A 17,650-nucleotide genomic window follows, 5' to 3' on the forward strand; every position below is an offset into this window, starting at 1 on the left:
GCATGTTTCCTTAGATCGTCGCCGATTTAAGGACAAAAACATGCAGCAATTCAACTTGCTACCGCGACCATTGCCCTCTGATCCCTCTGATAGGACGCGGCGCTGTCATTGCGCCTTCACCGCGCCTCTTCGCGGGCCAGAAAGAGCAGCGTGCCGCCGAGTTCGGAGATGACGATCTGCCTGTTGTCCCACACGAGGACGGAGACCGGTCGCGTCAGCCCGTCGACCACCGTCTCCCGGCTGCCCGTCGCATGATCGAACAGCAGCAACCGGCCGCTGTTTGCTCGGAACCCCTGCTGCTGGTCGTATAGGCCGTGTTCAAGGACAAGCATCCGCCCCTTTTCGTCGAAGGCAATGGCGACCGGTGCATTCAGGCCATCAACCTCCGGCCGCAGCTCCGCACCCTCGCTTTTCTCGGGAATTGAAACGACCTTTCCGGCCCCGGCGAGGAAAGGAAAGCCGCCGAAAAGCGCAACATAGAGACGCCCCTCGCGAAGCGTGATCCCGGTCGGCACGGCATCGACCTCGTAGTTGCCCTCGTTGAACTCTGTCGGGGAGAGTGTTTCCAACGCGGCCGCCTTTTGACGAAGGCGGCGAAAGCTCGTGAGCGTCTGCTTGCGGCCGTCGGCTCCAAGACGCTCGACGCTGTTGCGCGCCGAATCGACGACATAATAGGCATCCGTGGCGGCGACGAGGTCGAACGGATTCCAGAAATCGGCATTGATGACACGGCGCCGGCCGGCACCGTCGATCGCGACGAGGGCGTGATCATAGGGTCCGGCATCGGTATCGGCCGGCGTCCATCCTTGGGCGACGACAAGCTTGTCGCCGACACGAAGCACCCGATAGGGACCGGTCGGGTCGCCGATCACGTCGAGGCCATGGGGAAAGACCGGACCGAACGCTTCGAGGTCGCCCGCGGGCACCCGCCGATAGAGCCGGCCACTGGCAAGATCGGTAACGAGAAGAGCCTCGCCGTCGCGAGAAAGGCCGCCGAAGGCAGCACCGGCCTTGCTGAAGCTTTCAAGTCGGTAGCCCGGCGCGACCTCCGGCTCGGCAGCGGTACCTGCTGCGAGAAGCAAGAAGGCGACGAGGATCGTCATCTGCCGGAACGAACGCATCGGAAACCGCCATTCCCCGAGAACCGGAAGTTGGGATCATAGGCCAAACGATAGGTTGTGGTAAGATGTGTGGGATCGCTGTTCCAGGCCCCGCCGCGCAGCACGCGATACGATTTGGCGCCGCTGCTCGCGGTCGTGGCGGCATAGGGCGCATAGAGATCGCTCGTCCATTCCCAGACATTGCCGACGAGGTTGAGTACCCCTTCGCCGCTTGCGCCATCGGCAAAGGACAGGGCGGGGGCGGTCATCGGATAGCCGTCGCTCTCGTCGCCAGCGCAGCAATTCGCGGCGCCGGCGTTGGCGCGGCGGCCATCCGCGGGCGCAGTACCCCATGGAAGGGCCTGCCCCTCGGCCCCGCGCGCCGCCCTCTCGTACTGCTGCTCCGAAGGGAGAGTGAGGCCATAATGTCGGCAAAAGGCATCGCCGTCTCCCCAGCTTACGCCGACCACCGGATAATCGTCCAAACCGAGAATCGGATGCCCGGCATAGAAAGCGGGACGATGGCCCGTCGCTTCGACGAAGGCTCGATATTGCCGATTGGTGATTTCGGTGCGGTTGATCGCAAAGGCGTTGCCCGACACCAGGCGGCGCGGACGTTCGTTATCCGGGCCGTCGTCACGGCCGAACACGAAAGTGCCGGCGGGAATGTCGATAAGCGGATTGCCGGCGATCTGACCGTCATCGGCGGTGGCCGCCCCGGCCGCAAACGTCAGCGCGATCGCCACAGCCATCATCCGGAGATCAGAAGTCGACACGACGCTGAGACTCGCCATCGAACAGAAACACCCGATCCGCCGCGACCTTGATGCCGATCGGCTGGTCGATCTGGCCGGCGAAATTCTTGTCTGCCCGCAGGGTCAGCAATTGGGCGCCGAGCCTGAGGCTGACAAGCGTGTTCTCTCCGGTAAGCTCGACCGAATAGATTGGGGCGACCAGATTGGCATCACGCCCCCCGGCTCCCGTCGCATGGATGTCTTCTGGGCGAACGCCGAGAACCGCGCGGGGAACGCTTGCCTGGCCAAGCCCGTCGACCCTCAGCCCAGCGCTCGTGAAGATCCCGTCCCGCGCCTCGCCCGGAATGAGGTTCATCGGCGGCGAGCCGATAAAGCCGGCGACGAAAAGCGTACGCGGATCGCTGTAGATTTCCCGCGGCGTACCCAACTGCTCGATCACCCCCCTGTTCATGACCGCCACCCGATGCGCCAGCGTCATCGCCTCGATCTGGTCGTGCGTGACGTAGATCGTCGTGACCTGGAGCTCATGCTGGAGATGTTTCAGCTCCGAGCGCATCTGGGTGCGCAGCTTTGCGTCGAGATTGGAGAGCGGCTCGTCCATGAGAAAGACGCGCGGCGTGCGCACGATCGCGCGGGCCAGCGCGACGCGCTGGCGCTGGCCGCCCGAAAGTTCCCTTGGCAGGCGTGACAGCATGGTCTCGAGTTCCACCCGACGCGCGACTTCGGCGACGCGCCGTTTGCTTTCCTCGGGTGGCACTTTGCGGATCTTGAGAGGGTAGCCGATGTTCTGCTCGACGGTCAGGTGCGGGTAGAGCGCATAGGACTGGAAGACCATCGCGACGTCGCGATACTTCGGCAGGACGCCATTAATGCGTTCCGCATCGATGTAGATATCACCGGAGGTCGCCTCCTCGAGGCCGGCGACCATGCGCATCGTCGTGGTCTTGCCGCAACCGGAGGGGCCAAGCAGGACGAGAAACTCCTTGTCCCGGACCTCCAGGTTGAAGTCGGCCACCGCGACGAATTCGCCGAATTTCTTGGAGACGTTGTTGAACGTCACGGACGCCATGGCCTCACCCCTTGACCGCCCCGAGAGACAACCCCCGGACCAGATGTTTCTGAACGATGAACGCGAAGATGACGATCGGCACGCAGGCCATGAACCCGGCGGCGCTGATTTCCCCCCAATAGGTCTTGTACTGCGTCACCCGCCCGGCAATGCCGATCGGCAGCGTCTGCGACTGCTCGGTGAGCGTGATGATCAGGGAAAGCAGGAACTCGTTCCAGGAGATGATCAGGCAGAAGATGGCGGTGGCCGCGAGCCCTGGGCGCGCCAGCGGCAAGGCGACATGCAGGAAGGCGCCCCATTGGGTGTCACCGTCGACGATCGCCGCCTCTTCCAATTCGACGGGCAAGTCCTGGAAATAGCTCTTCATCATCCAGGTGGCGAACGGCAGGTTGAAGGCGGTGTAGGCGATGATGAGCGCCGACTTGGTGTTGAGCATGTCGAATGAGTTGAAGAACAGATAGAGCGGGATGATGCTGACGATCGGCGGCATCATCCGCGTCGAAAGAATCCAGAACGAGATCTGCTTGCGCCATTGCCAGGGATAGCTGAATCGCGCCAAGGCATAACCAGCCATCGTGCCGAAGCCGACGGAAATGACCGTGGTTCCGACCGCGACGAGCAAGCTGTTCAGTGCGTAGCGCAGGAACGGACGCTGGATGAACGCTTCGTCATAGTGCTTCAAGGTCGGGTTGCGCGGCAGCCATTCGGGCGGCACGGCGAAAATGTCGATGTCGTACTTGAACGAATTGACCGCGATCCAATAAACGGGAAACAACGTCAGGATCAGCGCGACGAGGATCGTCAGATAGGCGGTCAGGCGGAGAAGCATTTCGCTGCCACGGCTGCGTGTTCTTATCGTCACCATCGTCGCCTCACTCCGCCAGCCGCATGCGCTTCATGAACCAGGTGCTCAGCACGATCGTCACGAACAGCACGAAGAGAGAGATCGCCGCCGCGTAGCCGGGATCGGCGAAGCGATAGGCGACCTGATAGATGTACAGGCTCAGGACCTTCGTTCGATCCGCCGGACCTCCCCCCGTCAGGATGAAGACCAGATCGAAAAGGCGCAGCGCATCCATGACGCGCAGGAGCACGGCAATCGCGATGACCGGTTTCAGGAAAGGCAGCGTCAGATCCCAGAACTGCCGCCAGGACGAGGCGCCGTCGAGCGCCGCCGCCTCGTAGGGCTCGACCGGCAGACTTGCCAGCCCCGCCAACATCAAGAGGAATATGAATGGTGTCCACTGCCAGACATCGGCGACGATGATTGAAAACATCGCCAAATTCACGTCGCCCGCCCATGCCTGCAATGGAAGACCTAGACGGAACATGATCTCGTTCAGCACGCCAAACTGTGGCTCATAGATGATCTTCCAGGTGATCGCGACAGCGATCGGCGGCAGCATCATCGGGATCATCAGGACGGTTTTCAGAAAGGTCAGCCGGCGGATGAACTTATCGAGCAGCAGCGCCAGGCCCAGCCCGAGCAAGAATTCAAACGTCACCGCCACGATCGTGAACACCGCGGTGTTGCGCAGCGCGACGTGAAACTGTGCGTCGGTCAACAGCCGCGCGAAATTGCCTGAGCCGACGAATTCCCAGGGCAGGTCGGGATTGGGGCTGATCCTGTGGACCGCCGCATAAAACATGTAGAAGCTGGGGAAGATCGTCAGTGCCAGAAGGACGATCATGGTCGGCGCAAGCATCAGGTAGCGCAGGTGACGCTCAGTCCAATGCTCGAGCGCGCCACCCGGTCTGGGCGACGCCGCCGGCATGCCTTTGTCGGGCCTCAACATTGGCTCCTCCCGCAGGCGCTACTGCATGTGTCCGTAGCCGATTTAAGGATGCAAACATGCAGCAATTCAAAATGTGACAGCGACCGTTGCATCTCTGATAAGACGTGCGGCGCTTTCGCTACTGACGTCGGATGCGACCGCACCGGTCGGTTCCGATGCGGCCGCGAGAGTAAAGCCTGTGGCCCCACCGATGTAGCGTCCGTCTATTTAAGGCCGGTGATTTCTTCGACCGCTGTCTGTGAGTTCTTCAGCGCCTCCTCCGGCGTGATCGTGCCCGCGACTGCCTTGGAAAGCTCGATCCCGAAGGCATTTTCGATCTCCGGCCACTTCGGATGGCGCGGCCGTGGCGTCGAGGCCTGGATCGCCTCCATCAGCACCGGGTAATGGCGGAATTTCTCCTGCTTGGTCAGCTCCGGGTCGGTGAAGACCGAGGTGCGGACCGGCGGATTACCGCGCTCGGCGGAGATCTTGATCTGCTCGGGCGAGGTCGCCCAGAGCATAAAGTCGAAAGCCTCCTGTTTGTTCTTGGAGGCCGACATGATGCCCATGGTCCAATGGCCAATTTCGGAGCTGCCCGGTTTCGTGCCCGCCGGAATCGGACTGTAGGATATCTTGCCCACCATTTTGGATTGGGTCGGATCCTCGAAGGTCGCAACCCAGTTCGGCCAGTTGATTGACGACGCTGCGGTGCCGGCGGCAAGCGCAGTGCCGACCTCGTTGGCGTTATAGCTCTCGATCCCCTTTGGAGAAACGTCGCGGAGCGCCATGAACATCTTCATCGCGGCCGCGCCTTCCGGCGTATCGATCGTCACCTTCGTACGATCCTCGTTGAACATATTGGCGCCGTAGGACCAGAAGATCGGCATGAAATCGGCGACGACCGGGTTACCCTGGCCGCCACGGAAAACGTAGCCGAAATAGCGCCCGCCGCCTTCCTTGGTCAGGGCCTGGCTCGCCTTCAATACGTCGTCCCAGGTCTTGGGGGCGTCAACACCGGCCTCCTTGTATTTCGCGGCGTCGTAGAAGAACATCTGCGCGTTTCCCACATAGGGCAGGCAGACATAGGGACCCGTATTGTAAGGGTTGCGGCATATTGCCAGCGACTTCGAGAGGAAATCGGTGTCCGGTCCCTCCAAGCCCGCCTTCTTGAAGAACGGCGTCAGATCCTCCAGATGCCCGTTCTCGGCGAAAAACGGAATCCATGGGTCATCCATCAGGATGATGTCGAACACGCCGGATTTGGTCGAGCCTGCATTGGCGCCCTGCTCAAACACATTGGCATAAGGCGCCTGCACGATCTCCACCTTCGTGCCCTTCATTTTCGAGTAGTCGGCGGCAGCGGCCCTTAGGCCGTCACCTTCACTGCTCGATGGCACGAGGATTGTGAAATCGGCCCATGCCGCCCCGTTGATCGCAAGCGCAGACGCCGCGGCAGCCAAAACGAGAAACAGTTTGCGAACCATTGTACACCTCCCAATCCGAGTTGTTGGTCAAAGGCCTCTTCGCAATGGACCCGACCTTGCCCGGCATGGTGGAGACGCTGCCTCGACATCCACAAACGATTGAACAGCAAGATGAAATGGAGGCCGGCATCTCCTTTAGCCGGCTGTTGCTCCCGCGATGAGTTTATCACATCAAAAGGCTTATTCAGAGAGGTTGCATTAGTATTTACTGTTATTTGGATCGCGCGAGCGCCAATTCGACAAGGCGCTGATACGCCCATCCGTCGCGCCCCGCCTGATGCGGTCCAGGAAGCGCTGGTATCCGGGATGCTCGACGAGCAACCGCCGGCCAAGGCCCGACAGGAAATCGACATCCTCCGCATCCAATGCCAGCCTGTTGTGGAGCTTCATGATCCGTCGCGCCACTGGCGGGTCGACGATATCGGTCAAGGCCAGCCGGATGACATCGACATCAAGATCGCCGCAGCCCCGCCTTGTGCCACCCATACCGCAACGCCATTTCACGAATTTGTTGCGCCAGGCGGGCAGATGGTCGCGCAAGGCATCGAAGCTTTGGAGGTTGGGGATGTTGATCATCGCGTCGATGGCCGCGACGATCGCATCCGGCGCCTTGGGGCTGTCGACGGTTTGCGACAGATCCCCTCCGATCCGGGTCGAGGCATCGACGACGATGACGATCAGGTGCCTGAGGCTTAGAGCCCGTTCCTCTGGAATGGGTTCGGGCGCCGACCGCCCCATCAGATGCAGCAGGCTCTGCGTTCCGACGCCATCGACCAGACCACCGTCGTAGAGCTTGAGATAGTTGAGATCCTTCGCCGTTTCGTAGCGCCTGAGTGAATCGGCGTATTCGCGCGCGACGAGCGAGCCCGGCGGCTGCGATCGCGCCGCCTGTGCGCGCACTTCCGGTAAAGCCTCGCAACCGGTCCGGAAGTTCTTTAAGGTCAGAGGCGCAAACACCACCGGGACTGCGGCCGAGGCCGCGACGGCATAGGCGAGCGGATAGTCGTCGTAACTGCTGCAAATCGCGGTGAAGGACGCTCGATCGAAGATGAACGGCGCGCGGTTATAGAGGTCGGTCGCATGGATCACCAGGCGCGGGTGGCCCGGGCGTGCAACGGTGCCGAGTGTCGCTCCCTTGAACAGGTTCGCGTCGAGCCACGCAGGAAAGCCGGATAGATCGTTCACCCCGCCGCGATAGCCGCGCAGGATATTCGCCGGCGAAAACGACATCCTGAGCGAGGCCTCGACATCGCGCCCGAGGAAACGCTTGCGAAAATCTTCAAGTCCCGAACGGCCGTAGAGGGCGAAATAAGAGGCAAGCACAGCGCCGCCGGAAACACCGGCAACGACAGCGACATCATCCGCAAGACGGCGCCCCCTTGCGGCCGGTGATGGCTCTTCCGCCAGCGCCGACAACACGCCGTAGCCGAAGGCGGCAGAACGGGCACCGCCTCCGGAAAAGGCAAGGACGATACCGGTGTCGCCGGCATCCGAGACTGGCTGCTGCCGTGGCACTGCTCCGGTCGTCAGTTCGAGCCGCCTGTTGGTCGGCGTCACATCCGGGCCGGCGCAGCCGGCCGCAGCAAGGGCAAGCGCCAGCGTTCCATGCCGCAGAAGCCGCCTTGTGTGCGCAACAACAACCTGCCGCACGGTGTGGCGGCCAGCAGCCCCTTCTCCTTTCTCCCTGATTGAATGTCGCTTTCGATTGCTAACCTTCATGCGTCCTGATCCAGGTTGGCTTTGCCCGCAAGAATTGACGTTCGCGAGCAATTGCCGCCCAGCCTAAGGATCTACATTGAGACAGCATGTCATGAACGACATTCGCAACGAAAGATTGTACGGCAGCGGCGATCGGGATTACTTTGCGGCAGGATGACAGGTTCCCTCAATGAAGCGGCGCTAGGGTCGCGCGCGTAGGCACATTGCACGAGGTAAAGCGCATTCATGCGGGTCTTGCTGGTCGAGGATGAGAAGGAACTCGCGGGAGCGCTCAGGGCCGCCTTGAGCCATCACCGGATGGTCGCCGACCACGCGCGCGACCTCACTGAGGCCGCCTTGATCCTGAACGATGCCGTCTACGACGTGGTCGTGCTGGATCGAAAGCTGCCCGATGGTGACGGGCTCTCGCTCATTCCCGTGATCCGGTCGCGCGGCAACAACGTGCCGGTGCTGGTGCTGACCGCGCTCGACGATCTGGCGGAACGGGTTGCCGGGCTCGATGGCGGGGCGGACGACTATATCGGCAAGCCCTTTGCCTTCGAGGAACTGCTGGCGCGGCTGCGGGCGCTGGCGCGGCGTCCCGCGCCCGTGCAATCCGATATCGTCACCGTCGGGCGTCTCTCCTTCGACCTTGCGCACTGCGAGGCAAGTATCTCCGGGGCGCCGCTGAAGATGCCGCGCCGCGAACTTCTGGTGCTCGAGACGCTGACCCGGCGCATGGGCCGGATGGTGCTGCGCGCCGCACTGATGGAAGCCGTCTTCGGCCTCGATGACGACATCCAGTCGAACGCGCTCGACACCCATATCTCGCGCGTTCGCCGCAAGCTTTCAGACGCGGATGCCGGAGTGATCATCAACGGCATTCGCGGCGTGGGCTATCTCCTCAGGGAAGATTCATGAGCGGCAGAGCCCCGCATTCGTTCAAATGGCGCCTCGTCGGCTGGCTGGTGCTGTTCGAAACGGTCGCCACGCTGGTTGTGATCGCCATTGCCGTCGGCCTGCTCTGGGTGACCGGCTACCTCATCGACGGGTACGAGAACGGCAATGTCGACGTGTTGAAGGATGCGATCACACGCAACGCCGAAGGTAAGCTTGTCCTTCAGGAAACGCCTGACCTGATCCGGCTGCGCCAGCGGGCAGCAACCATCTGGTTCATCGTACGCGACAAGCAAGGACACAGCCTCGCCGAGGGCAAGGTGCCCGAAGCCTTCGCCTTTGCGATCGCCGGCCTCGAGCACATGAACGACGCCCGTTTCAGGCTTTCGCCGGACAAGAACGCGCGCCCCGAAGCCGTCGTCAAATGGCTCGAGTCGCCAGCGGGCAGCGTCCAGATCTTCAGCGGCACCGAGGGAGAACTGACCTTCGACCGTCTGCTGCTGAGCACGACCGGCGCCTTCCTCACCATCTTCGTGCCGATGTTGTTGCTGCTCGCCTTTGCGACCGTGGTGGTCACGCCGGTCGTCGTACGGCGAATGTTGTCGGGTCTCTCCCATGCGGCCTCGCATGCGGCGCATATCGAATACGACCGGCGTGGCATCCAGATGCCGGTCGCAGGCGTTCCCTCGGAATTCCTGCCGCTGGTGAGGGCCGTCAACGATGCGCTCGAACGCCTCGACGAAGGCTATACGAGGCACAAGCGTTTCCTGGCACAGGCCGCCCATGAACTGCGCACACCGGTCGCCATCCTTGGCGCCCGGATCGCCTCGCTGCCACCGGGACCAGACAAGACCCGCCTCAACGAGGACGTGACGCGCCTTTCAATCCTGGCAGGTCAGCTTCTCGACCTCGAACGGCTCGACGCCCAGAAGGACGAATTCAGGCCCGTCGATCTCGCGGCCCTTGCCGAACGGGTGATCGTTGCGCTCGCACCGCTTGCCTTTGGCGCCGGCTACGAGGTGACCTTCGAGGCGGATCGACGCCCCGTCATGGTGACAGGGGACGAAGCATCTTTGGAGCGGGCGCTCACCAATCTCGTGCAGAATGCCATCGACCATGGCGGCCGACGGGGCACGATCACGGTCAAGGTCGACCCGCAAGGCGCGATCGATGTGTGCGACGACGGCGACGGCATCCCGCGCAGCGAAACGGACCGGATCTTCGAGCCCTTCCAGCGGCTTCGCAAGGACGGCAAAGGGGCGGGCCTGGGCCTCAACCTGGTGCAGAAGATCGTCCAGTTGCACGGCGGCTATGTCGATGTCGCCCGCTCGCCGTCCGGCGGCGCCTGCATGCGCATCGTGCTGCCGCGGGAGGCGACGACTTCGGCTTGAAAAGAGCAAGCCCCGGAACCTGCTGCCTGCTTTGCCCTTGAATCGGCTAGGACATAGGGAGAAGACATGAGGTTCCGGGGCTCGACGCGACCTGACCGGGAGAAAATGTCAGGCCGCCTGGACCTTCTTCGACACCCGCGCCCATTCCGGGATCCAGTCACGATGGGCTGTGAGCAGATCGTCGACGAGCGACCAGATCTGGTCGAGGTCGAGTTCGGCCGCCGTGTGCGGATCCATCATCGCGGCGTGGTAGAGATGTTCGCGGTTTTCGGTCATCAGCGCCTGCACCGTCAGCTCCTGGACGTTGATGTTGGTACGGATCAGCGCCGTGAGCTGCGGCGGCAGGTCGCCGATGAATGTCGGCTGGATGCCGGATGCGTCGACCAGGCAAGGAACCTCGGCAGCGCAGTTTTCCGGCAGCGAGGTGATGCAGCCATTGTTGCGGAGATTGCCGTAGATGACAGAGGGCTCGCCGGTCCAGACCGAGTTCATGATCGAGGAGGCGTATTCATGGCTTTCGGCCACTTCGATCGTCTCGGCCTCCTTGAAGGCGGCCGCCTGCCCCTTCCAGCGCTCGATCTGCTCGACGCAGCGTTTCGGATATTCGTCGAGTGGGATGCCGAACTTCTCGATGAGGTCGGGCCGGCCGTCCTTGATGAAATAGGGGGTGTACTCGGCGAAGTGCTCCGAGCTTTCGGTGACGAAATAGCCGAGCCTGGTCAGCATCTCATAGCGCACCTTGTTGGGGCAGCGCGGGTTCCAGTGGCTGGGTTTCGGGAAACGACCTTCGCGGTAGCCGCGCACGAGATCCGGATAGAGGTCGCGGTAGCTGCCGTCTGACTGCTTGTGCTCGAATTTGAGGAAGAACGCCATGTGGTTGATGCCGGCGGCGCGGTAGCGGATCTCCGAAACCGGGATATCGAGATCGCGCGAAAGCTCGTAGGCCGTGCCCTGGACCGAGTGGCAGAGGCCCACCTGACGGATCGTCGGATATTTCTCGGCGATCGCCCAGGTGTTGATCGCCATCGGGTTGACGTATTGCAAGAGGATGGCGTTGGGGCAGACCTCGAGCATGTCCTCGCAGATCTTCCAGAGATGCGGCACGGTGCGAAGCCCGCGCATGATGCCGCCGACGCCGAGCGTATCGGCGATCGTCTGGCGCAGACCATATTTCTTCGGCACCTCGAAATCGGTGACGGTGCAGGGCTCGTAGCCGCCGATCTGGAAGGCGACGACGACGAAATCGGCACCCTCCAGCGCCTTCTTCTGGTTGGAATGGGTCTCGATATCAGCCTTGACGCCGAGCGTGCGCACCAGCTTGCCGGCGACGATCTCGCTTTCGCCGAGACGTTGAGGGTTGACGTCCATCAGCGCGATGGTCGCGGCCGACAGCGCCGGGCGCTGCAGCACGTCGCCGATGATGTTCTTCATGAAGACGGTGGAGCCAGCGCCAATAAAGGTGATCTTGGGTTGTCTGGTCATGGATTGCCTCTGCTTTCTGGTGTCATGCGGCCACATCGAAGGCGGCTTTCACAAGCCGTTCGGTGTAGGCGGTCTTGGGATTGGACAGAATTTCGCTCACCGGCCCCTCCTCGACTATTCTGCCGTGCTGCATCACCACGACCCGGTGGCAGAGCGCGCGCACGACCTTGAGGTCATGGGAGATGAAGAGATAGCTGAGGCCCCGCTCGTCCTGCAGCTTGCGCAGCAGTTCGATGATCTGGGCCTGAACGGAGAGATCGAGCGCCGAGGTGGGCTCGTCGAGTAGGATGAATTCCGGCTCGAGCGCGATGGCACGGGCGATCGCTATGCGCTGACGCTGGCCACCTGAGAACTCATGCGGGAAGCGTGACAGGATGTTGCCCGGCATTCCGGCCGCTGTCAGCGCATCGACCACCCGGTCGAGCCGTTCCTTGCGATTGGCACCAATGCCGTTGACGACCAGCCCCTCCTCGATGATCTGGCCGATCGACATGCGCGGATTGAGCGAGGCGAAGGGGTCCTGGAACACGATCTGGATGCGCGAACGCAGCGGCCGCATTGCGGTGCGGTCCTTGTCGTGGATCGGGATCCCGTCGAAGAAGATCTCGCCACCATCGGCATTGAGCAGTCGGATCAGGGCCTGGCCGAAGGTCGTCTTGCCCGAACCGGATTCGCCGACGAGCCCGAGCGTCTCATGCTTGCGCAGATTGAGGCTGAGCTTGTCGACCGCGACCAGCTCGGAAAACTGCGAACGGAACAGGCCGCCCTTCTTCAGCATGAAGGAGACCTTCACATCCCGTCCGTCGAGGACGATCGGCGCATTGTCCGGTAGCCGGTTGGCGGCGCCTGAGGGCTCCGACGAAAGCAGCCGCTTGGTATAGGGGTGCAACGGGTTGGCAAAGAGCGCCGCGGTGGTGTTGTGCTCCTTCACCTCGCCATATTGCATGACATAGACATAGTCCGAGAACTGGCGCACGACCGTCAGGTCGTGGGTGATCAGGATCACCGCCATGCTGAGCTCGCGCTGCAGGTCGCGGATCAGATTGAGGATCTGCGCCTGGACGGTCACGTCGAGCGCCGTCGTTGGCTCGTCGGCGATCAGCACATCCGGATCGTTGGCAAGCGCCATGGCGATCATCACGCGCTGCCGCTGGCCGCCGGAGAGCTGGTGCGGATACTGGTTGAGCCGGAGCTCGGGATCCGGGATCTTCACATGGCGCAGCAGTTCGAGCGCGCGTTCGGTCGCTGCTCGGCGGCTGATCCTGCGGTGTGCCCGGATCGCCTCGATGATCTGCGCACCGACCGTATAGACGGGATTGAGCGAGCTCATCGGCTCCTGGAAGATCATCGCCAGCCGATCGCCGCGGAGCGCCCGCCGCTCGCGTGGCGAGAACTTGAGCACATCCTTGCCGTCATATTCGATACGCGATTGCCGGGCGATCGTGGCGCGCTTCGACAGAAGCCCCATGACGCTGCGCGCCGTCACCGATTTTCCCGAGCCGGACTCGCCGACAATGGCGATGGTTTCGCCGCGATAGAGCTGGAAGGACACGTCCTTCACCGCCTCCACCGTGCCATGCTCGACCTTGAAGCGGACAGCGACGTTGCGCGCGTCGATGATCGGCCGGCCATTCTGTTTCAAAAGATCCTTTCTCTCGGCGGGAGCGGCGGAGAGGACGTCGATAGTTTCTGTCATGAGCATCCTCCTCAATAGGGGTCGATGGCATCGCGCAGACCGTCGCCAAGGGCATTAAAGGCGAAGACTGTGACAAGCACGAAGGCGACGGGCGACAGGATCCAGGGATAGGACCCGATGACGGAATAGGTGGACGTGTCCTGCAACATCAGCCCCCAGGAAATCAGCGGCGGCTTGACCGCAAAGCCCAGGAACCCAAGGAAGGATTCGAGCAGCACCACCTGCGGGATCGAGAGCGTGACCGCGACGATCACGTGACTCATCACGTTCGGCAGGATGTGCTGGAAGATGATGCGCCGGTCGCTGGCGCCGACAGCAATCGCCGCTCGCACATAGTCGATACGGGCGAGCGCCAGCGTCTTGCCACGCACCTCGCGTGACATCTGCGCCCAGCCAAGCGCCGACATGACGATGATGACGAAGGCGAGGAAGACATTGGTCGGCGCCGTCACCGGGATCAGCGAGGTCAGTGCCAGGTAGAGCGGCAGTTGCGGGAAGGCGAGCACCAGCTCGACGAAGCGCTGCGTCCAGACATCGAAGCGGCCGCCGAAATAGCCGGACGCCATGCCGACAGTCGTGCCGACGACGGTGACGATCGAGACGACGACGAGGGCGATCATCAGCGAGATGCGTGATCCGACGAGAATGCGCGACAGCACGTCCCGGCCGAACTTGTCGGTGCCGAGCAGATGCACCGGCGAACCGTCGACCGCGCCGAAGAAATGCCGTTCGGACGGGATCAGGCCAAAGAGCCGGTAAGGCGCCCCTTTGACGAAGAAACCGAGGATCTGCGGATTATCGTAATTAGGGCCGATGATCGGCTGGAACGTGATCGGGTCAAGCTCTGCACCTTCGGTCAAAGGGTAGCTGCGCGGCGGCAGGGCGATTTTCCCGTCCTTGTCGGTAAAGCTGATCGCCTGCGGTGGCGCAAAGGCGACGCCCGTGGCCTTAGGATCCACAGGCGACAGGAAGTCGGCGAAAATTGCCATGAAGATCAGCAGGCCGACGAGAACCAGGCCAAGTATGCCGGTCCAGGAACGCTTCAGCCGGCGCCAGACGAGCGCCTGGTAGCTTTCGTTGTGATGCTCCTGTTTGGGTTCGACGGTGAGCGGACGTACTGTCTCAATCTCGACGGTCATGCGTGGGCTCCTCCGAGACGCACGCGCGGATCAAGCGCGGCCAGCAGCATGTCAGCGATGATGTTACCGAGGATGAGGGTGGCCGAAAGCACCAGCATGAAGGTGGCGGTGACATAGACGTCGCCTACCCACATGGAGCCGACGATAGCAGGGCCGACGGTCGGTAGCGCGAAGATGATCGCGGTCTCGATCTCGCCCGTTAGCATATAGGGCAGCACCACGCCTTGGTACATGATCAGCGGATGTAGCGCGTTGGGCACGGCATGGCGCATGATCACCGCACCTTCGCTCAAGCCCTTCGCCCGGGCGGTCTCGACATATTGGGCGTTCAGCGTGTCGAGCAGATTGCCGCGCATCACCCGCATATTGTAGGCGAGGCCGCCGAAGGTGGCGATCGCGACGACCGGCCAGACATGCTTGACGAGGTCGACGAACTTGTCAAAGGACCAGGGTGCGCCGCCGTAACGGGCCGAGTGGAAGCTGTTGATCTCGCTGACATTGAAATGGAAGACCAGGACATAGACGATAATCAGCGCCATCAGGAAGCGCGGCACCGTCATGCCGAGGAAGGACACGGTCGAAAGCAGGCTGTCTATCCAGGAATATTGCCGGGTCGCGGCAATGATGCCGAAGGAAATGCCGATGACGGACGCGAGGATGTGGCAGACGAGCGCCAGGGCCAGCGTGCGCGGCAGGCGCTCGCCGACGACATCGGCAACCGGCTTGTTGTAGTAGAGGCTGTGTCCGAAATCGCCGCGCGTCAGGATGCCGGTCATCCAGTTGACGTATTGCACCGGCAGCGGCTTATCGAGGCCATGTTCCTTGCGATAGGCCTGCGCCTGGGCTTCGGCTTCCTCGTAGGAAGCGCCACCCTGGTTGATGAGCTGCGAGCGGATGTAGTCGCTGTAGTCACCGGGCGGCGCCTGGATGATGGCAAAGGTCGCCACGCTCAGGACCAAAAGCACCGGAATGGCAGAGGCGATGCGGACAAGCAGAAACCTGAACATGCCGTTTCCTTCTGTCGGTTGGGGTGATGGAGCGCTCCTCCGGCCTGCAGCCGGAGGAGCGGCTTGGCGTTAATTGCTCAGGCCCTTCTCGCCGGGCTTGCCCGGAAGCTGTTCAGCAAAGAGCTCGAAATCACCCTGCTTGTCGGCGGGCACGAAGAGGCGTTCACGCATGATCGTGTCCTCGGCCCAGTTGAACATGAAGATCGGCGCTCCGGTCGGTACGTTGGCGAAGCGCTTGTTGATGATCAGTGCGCCCGGATATTCGGTGAGGCCCACCGTATCGAGATGCGTCGTCGCGACGTTCTGATACTGCTTCATCAAGTCCGCGCGCTCGGCATTGTCGTTGCTGGCAATGAACTTGTTGATGATGTCGACGAGTTCCTGTTCAAACGGCATCAGGTCGAGCTGGCCGCCCTCCGGTGCGCGGTGGTGCCAGCTTGTGCGCGGTCCGGCCGCCGCAAGCTGCGGCGTATTTTGAACGACCGAGGCGTATTCCGCCGCATTACGATGAACCATCCAGTCGAACTTGCCGGCATAGTTGGCGGCATCGCGCTGCTTGCCGTCAAGCGAGTTCATCACGACGCGAAGGCCGATCTTCTCCATCTGGCCGATCAGGCCTTCGGCGAGGTTGCGGTCGGTGTTGTAGCTGTTATCGATCAGAAGCACGATCTCGACATCGCGCCCGCCGGCAGTACCGGCGGGGAAATTGACGAAGCCGTTGCCGTCGGTGTCCTTGAGCCCCGCCTTTTCGATCAGCGCCTTCGCGCCGTCGAGGTCGTAGGGATAATAGACCGTCGACTGCCGGTCGTAGAAGCTCGTGCCGGAGGAAAGACCACCCGGATAGATCGCCGTGAACGGTCCCTTGACCAGCGCCTCGCCGAGTTTCTTGCGGTCAACGGCCATGGTTACCGCCTTGCGGAAATCCTCGTTGCGGTTGAGCTCGCGCACGGCCTGGGCACGTTCGTCCGGCTCGCCCCAGCCATTGGCCGAGAAATTCATGTGCAGATTGTAGCCGATGAGGCGCGGACCGAAGGCAAGCCGCGCGGGTGCCGTATCCTGGGCGGCACGCTTCAGCGACTCGACGAAGTTTTCCGGCTGCTCGAGGTTAGAAAGATCGGCGGAACCGGCGATCGCCTGAACGTCGCGGTCGGCCCAGGTCGAGAGCTTGTAGTGCAGCTCGTTGATATAGGGGAGCTGGTTGCCGGCTTCGTCGACCTTCCAGTAGTACGGGTTACGGCGCAGCACGATGATGTCATCGGGACGATAGGCGACCGGCACCCAGGCGCCCATGACGGGAATGTTCATATATTCCGGCGGGAATGCGTTCTTGTACTGGTCGTAGGTCGTACCCGCATATTTCGGATGCTTGGCCTTGAGGATATGCGACGGGCCGGGGCAGAAGGTACCATAGGCCATGGCGTAGAGGTGCTGGCGCGGGAAGGCCTCCTTGAATGTCCATTCGACCGTATACTGATCGACCTTCTTCAGGGTCGTGCCGACGCCGAAGGTCTCGGGCGTCGCCCCGTTCAGCGGCGTCACGCTCGGGTCGAGAACGTTGTCCTCCCAATAGAACATCACGTCCTCGGCATCGAAGGGGTCGCCGTCGGACCACTTGGCGCCTTCGACGAGATGCATCGTCAGCTTGTGACCGTCGGCGGACCATTCCCAGCTCCTGGCAAGGTTTGGCAGCGGCTCGACGTCCTTGGCTTCCACCTGGAAGAGCGGCGCCGTGCGGGTCAGGCATTCGGACATGCCGATGTCGATGCCGCCCCAGCCTTGGCTTTGACCGGCCGAGTAGTTCCAGCCCTCCGGCCGGCCACCGATAACGTGACGCAGCGTATCGCCATAGACGCCGACGCCATCGGGCATGTTGCCGGTCTTGAAGACCATCGGCTCCTTCGGAAGACGCTCGGCGACCGGCGGCAGCTTGCCGGTCTTGACGTATTTCTCGGTGACCCAGGCCGGTTCCTTATATTCCGGCAGGGCCTTGAACTCGGCGATCGAGTCGCGCGGCACATAGGTGATCTTGCCCTGCGCCGGAAATGGCGGCTGTTCGGGCACGACAGTTGGTTCGGACGCCGCCGCCTGAAGCGCGAAGGTCGAGATACCGACGAGCAGCAGGCTCGCCATCTTCGTCAGTCTGTGGCTGGTCATTGG

The 17,650-nt window shown here is 62.2% G+C and carries 14 protein-coding genes; 2 read left to right on the forward strand and 12 right to left on the reverse strand.

Going from position 1 to position 17,650, the window contains the following annotated elements; translation table 11 throughout:
* Positions 1 to 116 precede the first annotated feature (116 nt).
* The 7 genes from QM996_RS28460 to QM996_RS28490 all read right to left on the reverse strand — a co-directional run bounded on the left by QM996_RS28460 (position 117) and on the right by QM996_RS28490 (position 7,833).
* Positions 117 to 1,121 carry a ScyD/ScyE family protein gene (locus QM996_RS28460; RefSeq protein ID WP_334197212.1) on the reverse strand — a complete coding sequence of 335 codons (1,005 nt, stop codon included), beginning with the start codon at positions 1,119 to 1,121 and terminating at the stop codon, positions 117 to 119.
* Positions 1,100 to 1,852 (reverse strand): formylglycine-generating enzyme family protein, encoded by a 753-nt coding sequence (locus QM996_RS28465; RefSeq protein WP_334198700.1) that lies wholly within the window; start codon positions 1,850 to 1,852, stop codon positions 1,100 to 1,102. The genes QM996_RS28460 and QM996_RS28465 overlap by 22 nt, the downstream gene beginning before the upstream one ends.
* Before the next feature lie 10 nt (positions 1,853 to 1,862).
* Positions 1,863 to 2,924 (reverse strand): ABC transporter ATP-binding protein, encoded by a 1,062-nt coding sequence (locus QM996_RS28470; RefSeq protein ID WP_334197213.1) that lies wholly within the window; start codon positions 2,922 to 2,924, stop codon positions 1,863 to 1,865.
* A 4-nt stretch (positions 2,925 to 2,928) separates the two neighbouring features.
* Positions 2,929 to 3,789: a carbohydrate ABC transporter permease gene (locus QM996_RS28475; RefSeq protein WP_334197214.1), complete on the reverse strand. Its 861-nt coding sequence runs from the start codon at positions 3,787 to 3,789 to the stop codon at positions 2,929 to 2,931.
* Positions 3,790 to 3,796: 7 nt separating this feature from the next.
* Positions 3,797 to 4,720 carry a carbohydrate ABC transporter permease gene (locus tag QM996_RS28480; protein ID WP_334197215.1) on the reverse strand — a complete coding sequence of 308 codons (924 nt, stop codon included), beginning with the start codon at positions 4,718 to 4,720 and terminating at the stop codon, positions 3,797 to 3,799.
* A gap of 203 nt (positions 4,721 to 4,923) precedes the next feature.
* Positions 4,924 to 6,183, reverse strand: a complete 1,260-nt coding sequence (locus tag QM996_RS28485; protein WP_334197216.1) for an ABC transporter substrate-binding protein — start codon at positions 6,181 to 6,183, stop codon at positions 4,924 to 4,926.
* A gap of 198 nt (positions 6,184 to 6,381) precedes the next feature.
* Positions 6,382 to 7,833, reverse strand: coding sequence for a patatin-like phospholipase family protein (locus tag QM996_RS28490; protein WP_334197217.1), 1,452 nt, complete (start codon positions 7,831 to 7,833; stop codon positions 6,382 to 6,384).
* Positions 7,834 to 8,127: 294 nt separating this feature from the next.
* On the opposite strand from QM996_RS28490, the gene QM996_RS28495 reads away from it, so the two are divergent.
* Positions 8,128 to 8,802: a response regulator transcription factor gene (locus QM996_RS28495; protein ID WP_334197218.1), complete on the forward strand. Its 675-nt coding sequence runs from the start codon at positions 8,128 to 8,130 to the stop codon at positions 8,800 to 8,802.
* Positions 8,799 to 10,169, forward strand: a complete 1,371-nt coding sequence (locus QM996_RS28500; RefSeq protein WP_334197219.1) for a sensor histidine kinase — start codon at positions 8,799 to 8,801, stop codon at positions 10,167 to 10,169. Before QM996_RS28495 ends, QM996_RS28500 begins: the two co-directional genes overlap by 4 nt.
* A 108-nt stretch (positions 10,170 to 10,277) precedes the next feature.
* Here QM996_RS28500 and QM996_RS28505 read toward each other — a convergent pair whose 3' ends face one another.
* From QM996_RS28505 to QM996_RS28525, 5 genes are all read right to left on the reverse strand, one after another.
* Positions 10,278 to 11,651, reverse strand: coding sequence for an alpha-glucosidase/alpha-galactosidase (locus QM996_RS28505; RefSeq protein ID WP_334197220.1), 1,374 nt, complete (start codon positions 11,649 to 11,651; stop codon positions 10,278 to 10,280).
* A gap of 22 nt (positions 11,652 to 11,673) precedes the next feature.
* Positions 11,674 to 13,353: an ABC transporter ATP-binding protein gene (locus QM996_RS28510; protein WP_334197221.1), complete on the reverse strand. Its 1,680-nt coding sequence runs from the start codon at positions 13,351 to 13,353 to the stop codon at positions 11,674 to 11,676.
* 5 nt (positions 13,354 to 13,358) lie between these two features.
* Positions 13,359 to 14,486, reverse strand: a complete 1,128-nt coding sequence (locus QM996_RS28515; RefSeq protein WP_334197222.1) for an ABC transporter permease — start codon at positions 14,484 to 14,486, stop codon at positions 13,359 to 13,361.
* On the reverse strand, positions 14,483 to 15,493 hold the full coding sequence (locus tag QM996_RS28520) for an ABC transporter permease (protein WP_334197223.1): 1,011 nt from the start codon (positions 15,491 to 15,493) through the stop codon (positions 14,483 to 14,485). Before QM996_RS28520 ends, QM996_RS28515 begins: the two co-directional genes overlap by 4 nt.
* 69 nt (positions 15,494 to 15,562) lie before the next feature.
* Positions 15,563 to 17,647 (reverse strand): ABC transporter substrate-binding protein, encoded by a 2,085-nt coding sequence (locus QM996_RS28525; RefSeq protein WP_334197224.1) that lies wholly within the window; start codon positions 17,645 to 17,647, stop codon positions 15,563 to 15,565.
* Positions 17,648 to 17,650: the final 3 nt, after the last annotated feature.

It is taken from the genome of Sinorhizobium chiapasense (assembly GCF_045277575.1).
GTDB lineage: Bacteria > Pseudomonadota > Alphaproteobacteria > Rhizobiales > Rhizobiaceae > Ensifer > Ensifer chiapasense_A.

Excerpts from the sequence above, each read along its gene's own strand:
- QM996_RS28505 (WP_334197220.1), bottom strand. The coding sequence starts at position 11,651 with ATGACCAGACAACCCAAGATCACCTTTATTGGCGCTGGCTCCACCGTC.
- QM996_RS28465 (WP_334198700.1), bottom strand. The coding sequence starts at position 1,852 with ATGGCTGTGGCGATCGCGCTGACGTTTGCGGCCGGGGCGGCCACCGCC.
- QM996_RS28510 (WP_334197221.1), bottom strand. The coding sequence starts at position 13,353 with ATGCTCATGACAGAAACTATCGACGTCCTCTCCGCCGCTCCCGCCGAG.
- QM996_RS28515 (WP_334197222.1), bottom strand. The coding sequence starts at position 14,486 with ATGACCGTCGAGATTGAGACAGTACGTCCGCTCACCGTCGAACCCAAA.
- QM996_RS28480 (WP_334197215.1), bottom strand. The coding sequence starts at position 4,720 with ATGTTGAGGCCCGACAAAGGCATGCCGGCGGCGTCGCCCAGACCGGGT.
- QM996_RS28470 (WP_334197213.1), bottom strand. The coding sequence starts at position 2,924 with ATGGCGTCCGTGACGTTCAACAACGTCTCCAAGAAATTCGGCGAATTC.
- QM996_RS28495 (WP_334197218.1), top strand. The coding sequence starts at position 8,128 with ATGCGGGTCTTGCTGGTCGAGGATGAGAAGGAACTCGCGGGAGCGCTC.
- QM996_RS28475 (WP_334197214.1), bottom strand. The coding sequence starts at position 3,789 with ATGGTGACGATAAGAACACGCAGCCGTGGCAGCGAAATGCTTCTCCGC.
- QM996_RS28525 (WP_334197224.1), bottom strand. The coding sequence starts at position 17,647 with ATGACCAGCCACAGACTGACGAAGATGGCGAGCCTGCTGCTCGTCGGT.
- QM996_RS28485 (WP_334197216.1), bottom strand. The coding sequence starts at position 6,183 with ATGGTTCGCAAACTGTTTCTCGTTTTGGCTGCCGCGGCGTCTGCGCTT.
- QM996_RS28520 (WP_334197223.1), bottom strand. The coding sequence starts at position 15,493 with ATGTTCAGGTTTCTGCTTGTCCGCATCGCCTCTGCCATTCCGGTGCTT.
- QM996_RS28460 (WP_334197212.1), bottom strand. The coding sequence starts at position 1,121 with ATGCGTTCGTTCCGGCAGATGACGATCCTCGTCGCCTTCTTGCTTCTC.
- QM996_RS28500 (WP_334197219.1), top strand. The coding sequence starts at position 8,799 with ATGAGCGGCAGAGCCCCGCATTCGTTCAAATGGCGCCTCGTCGGCTGG.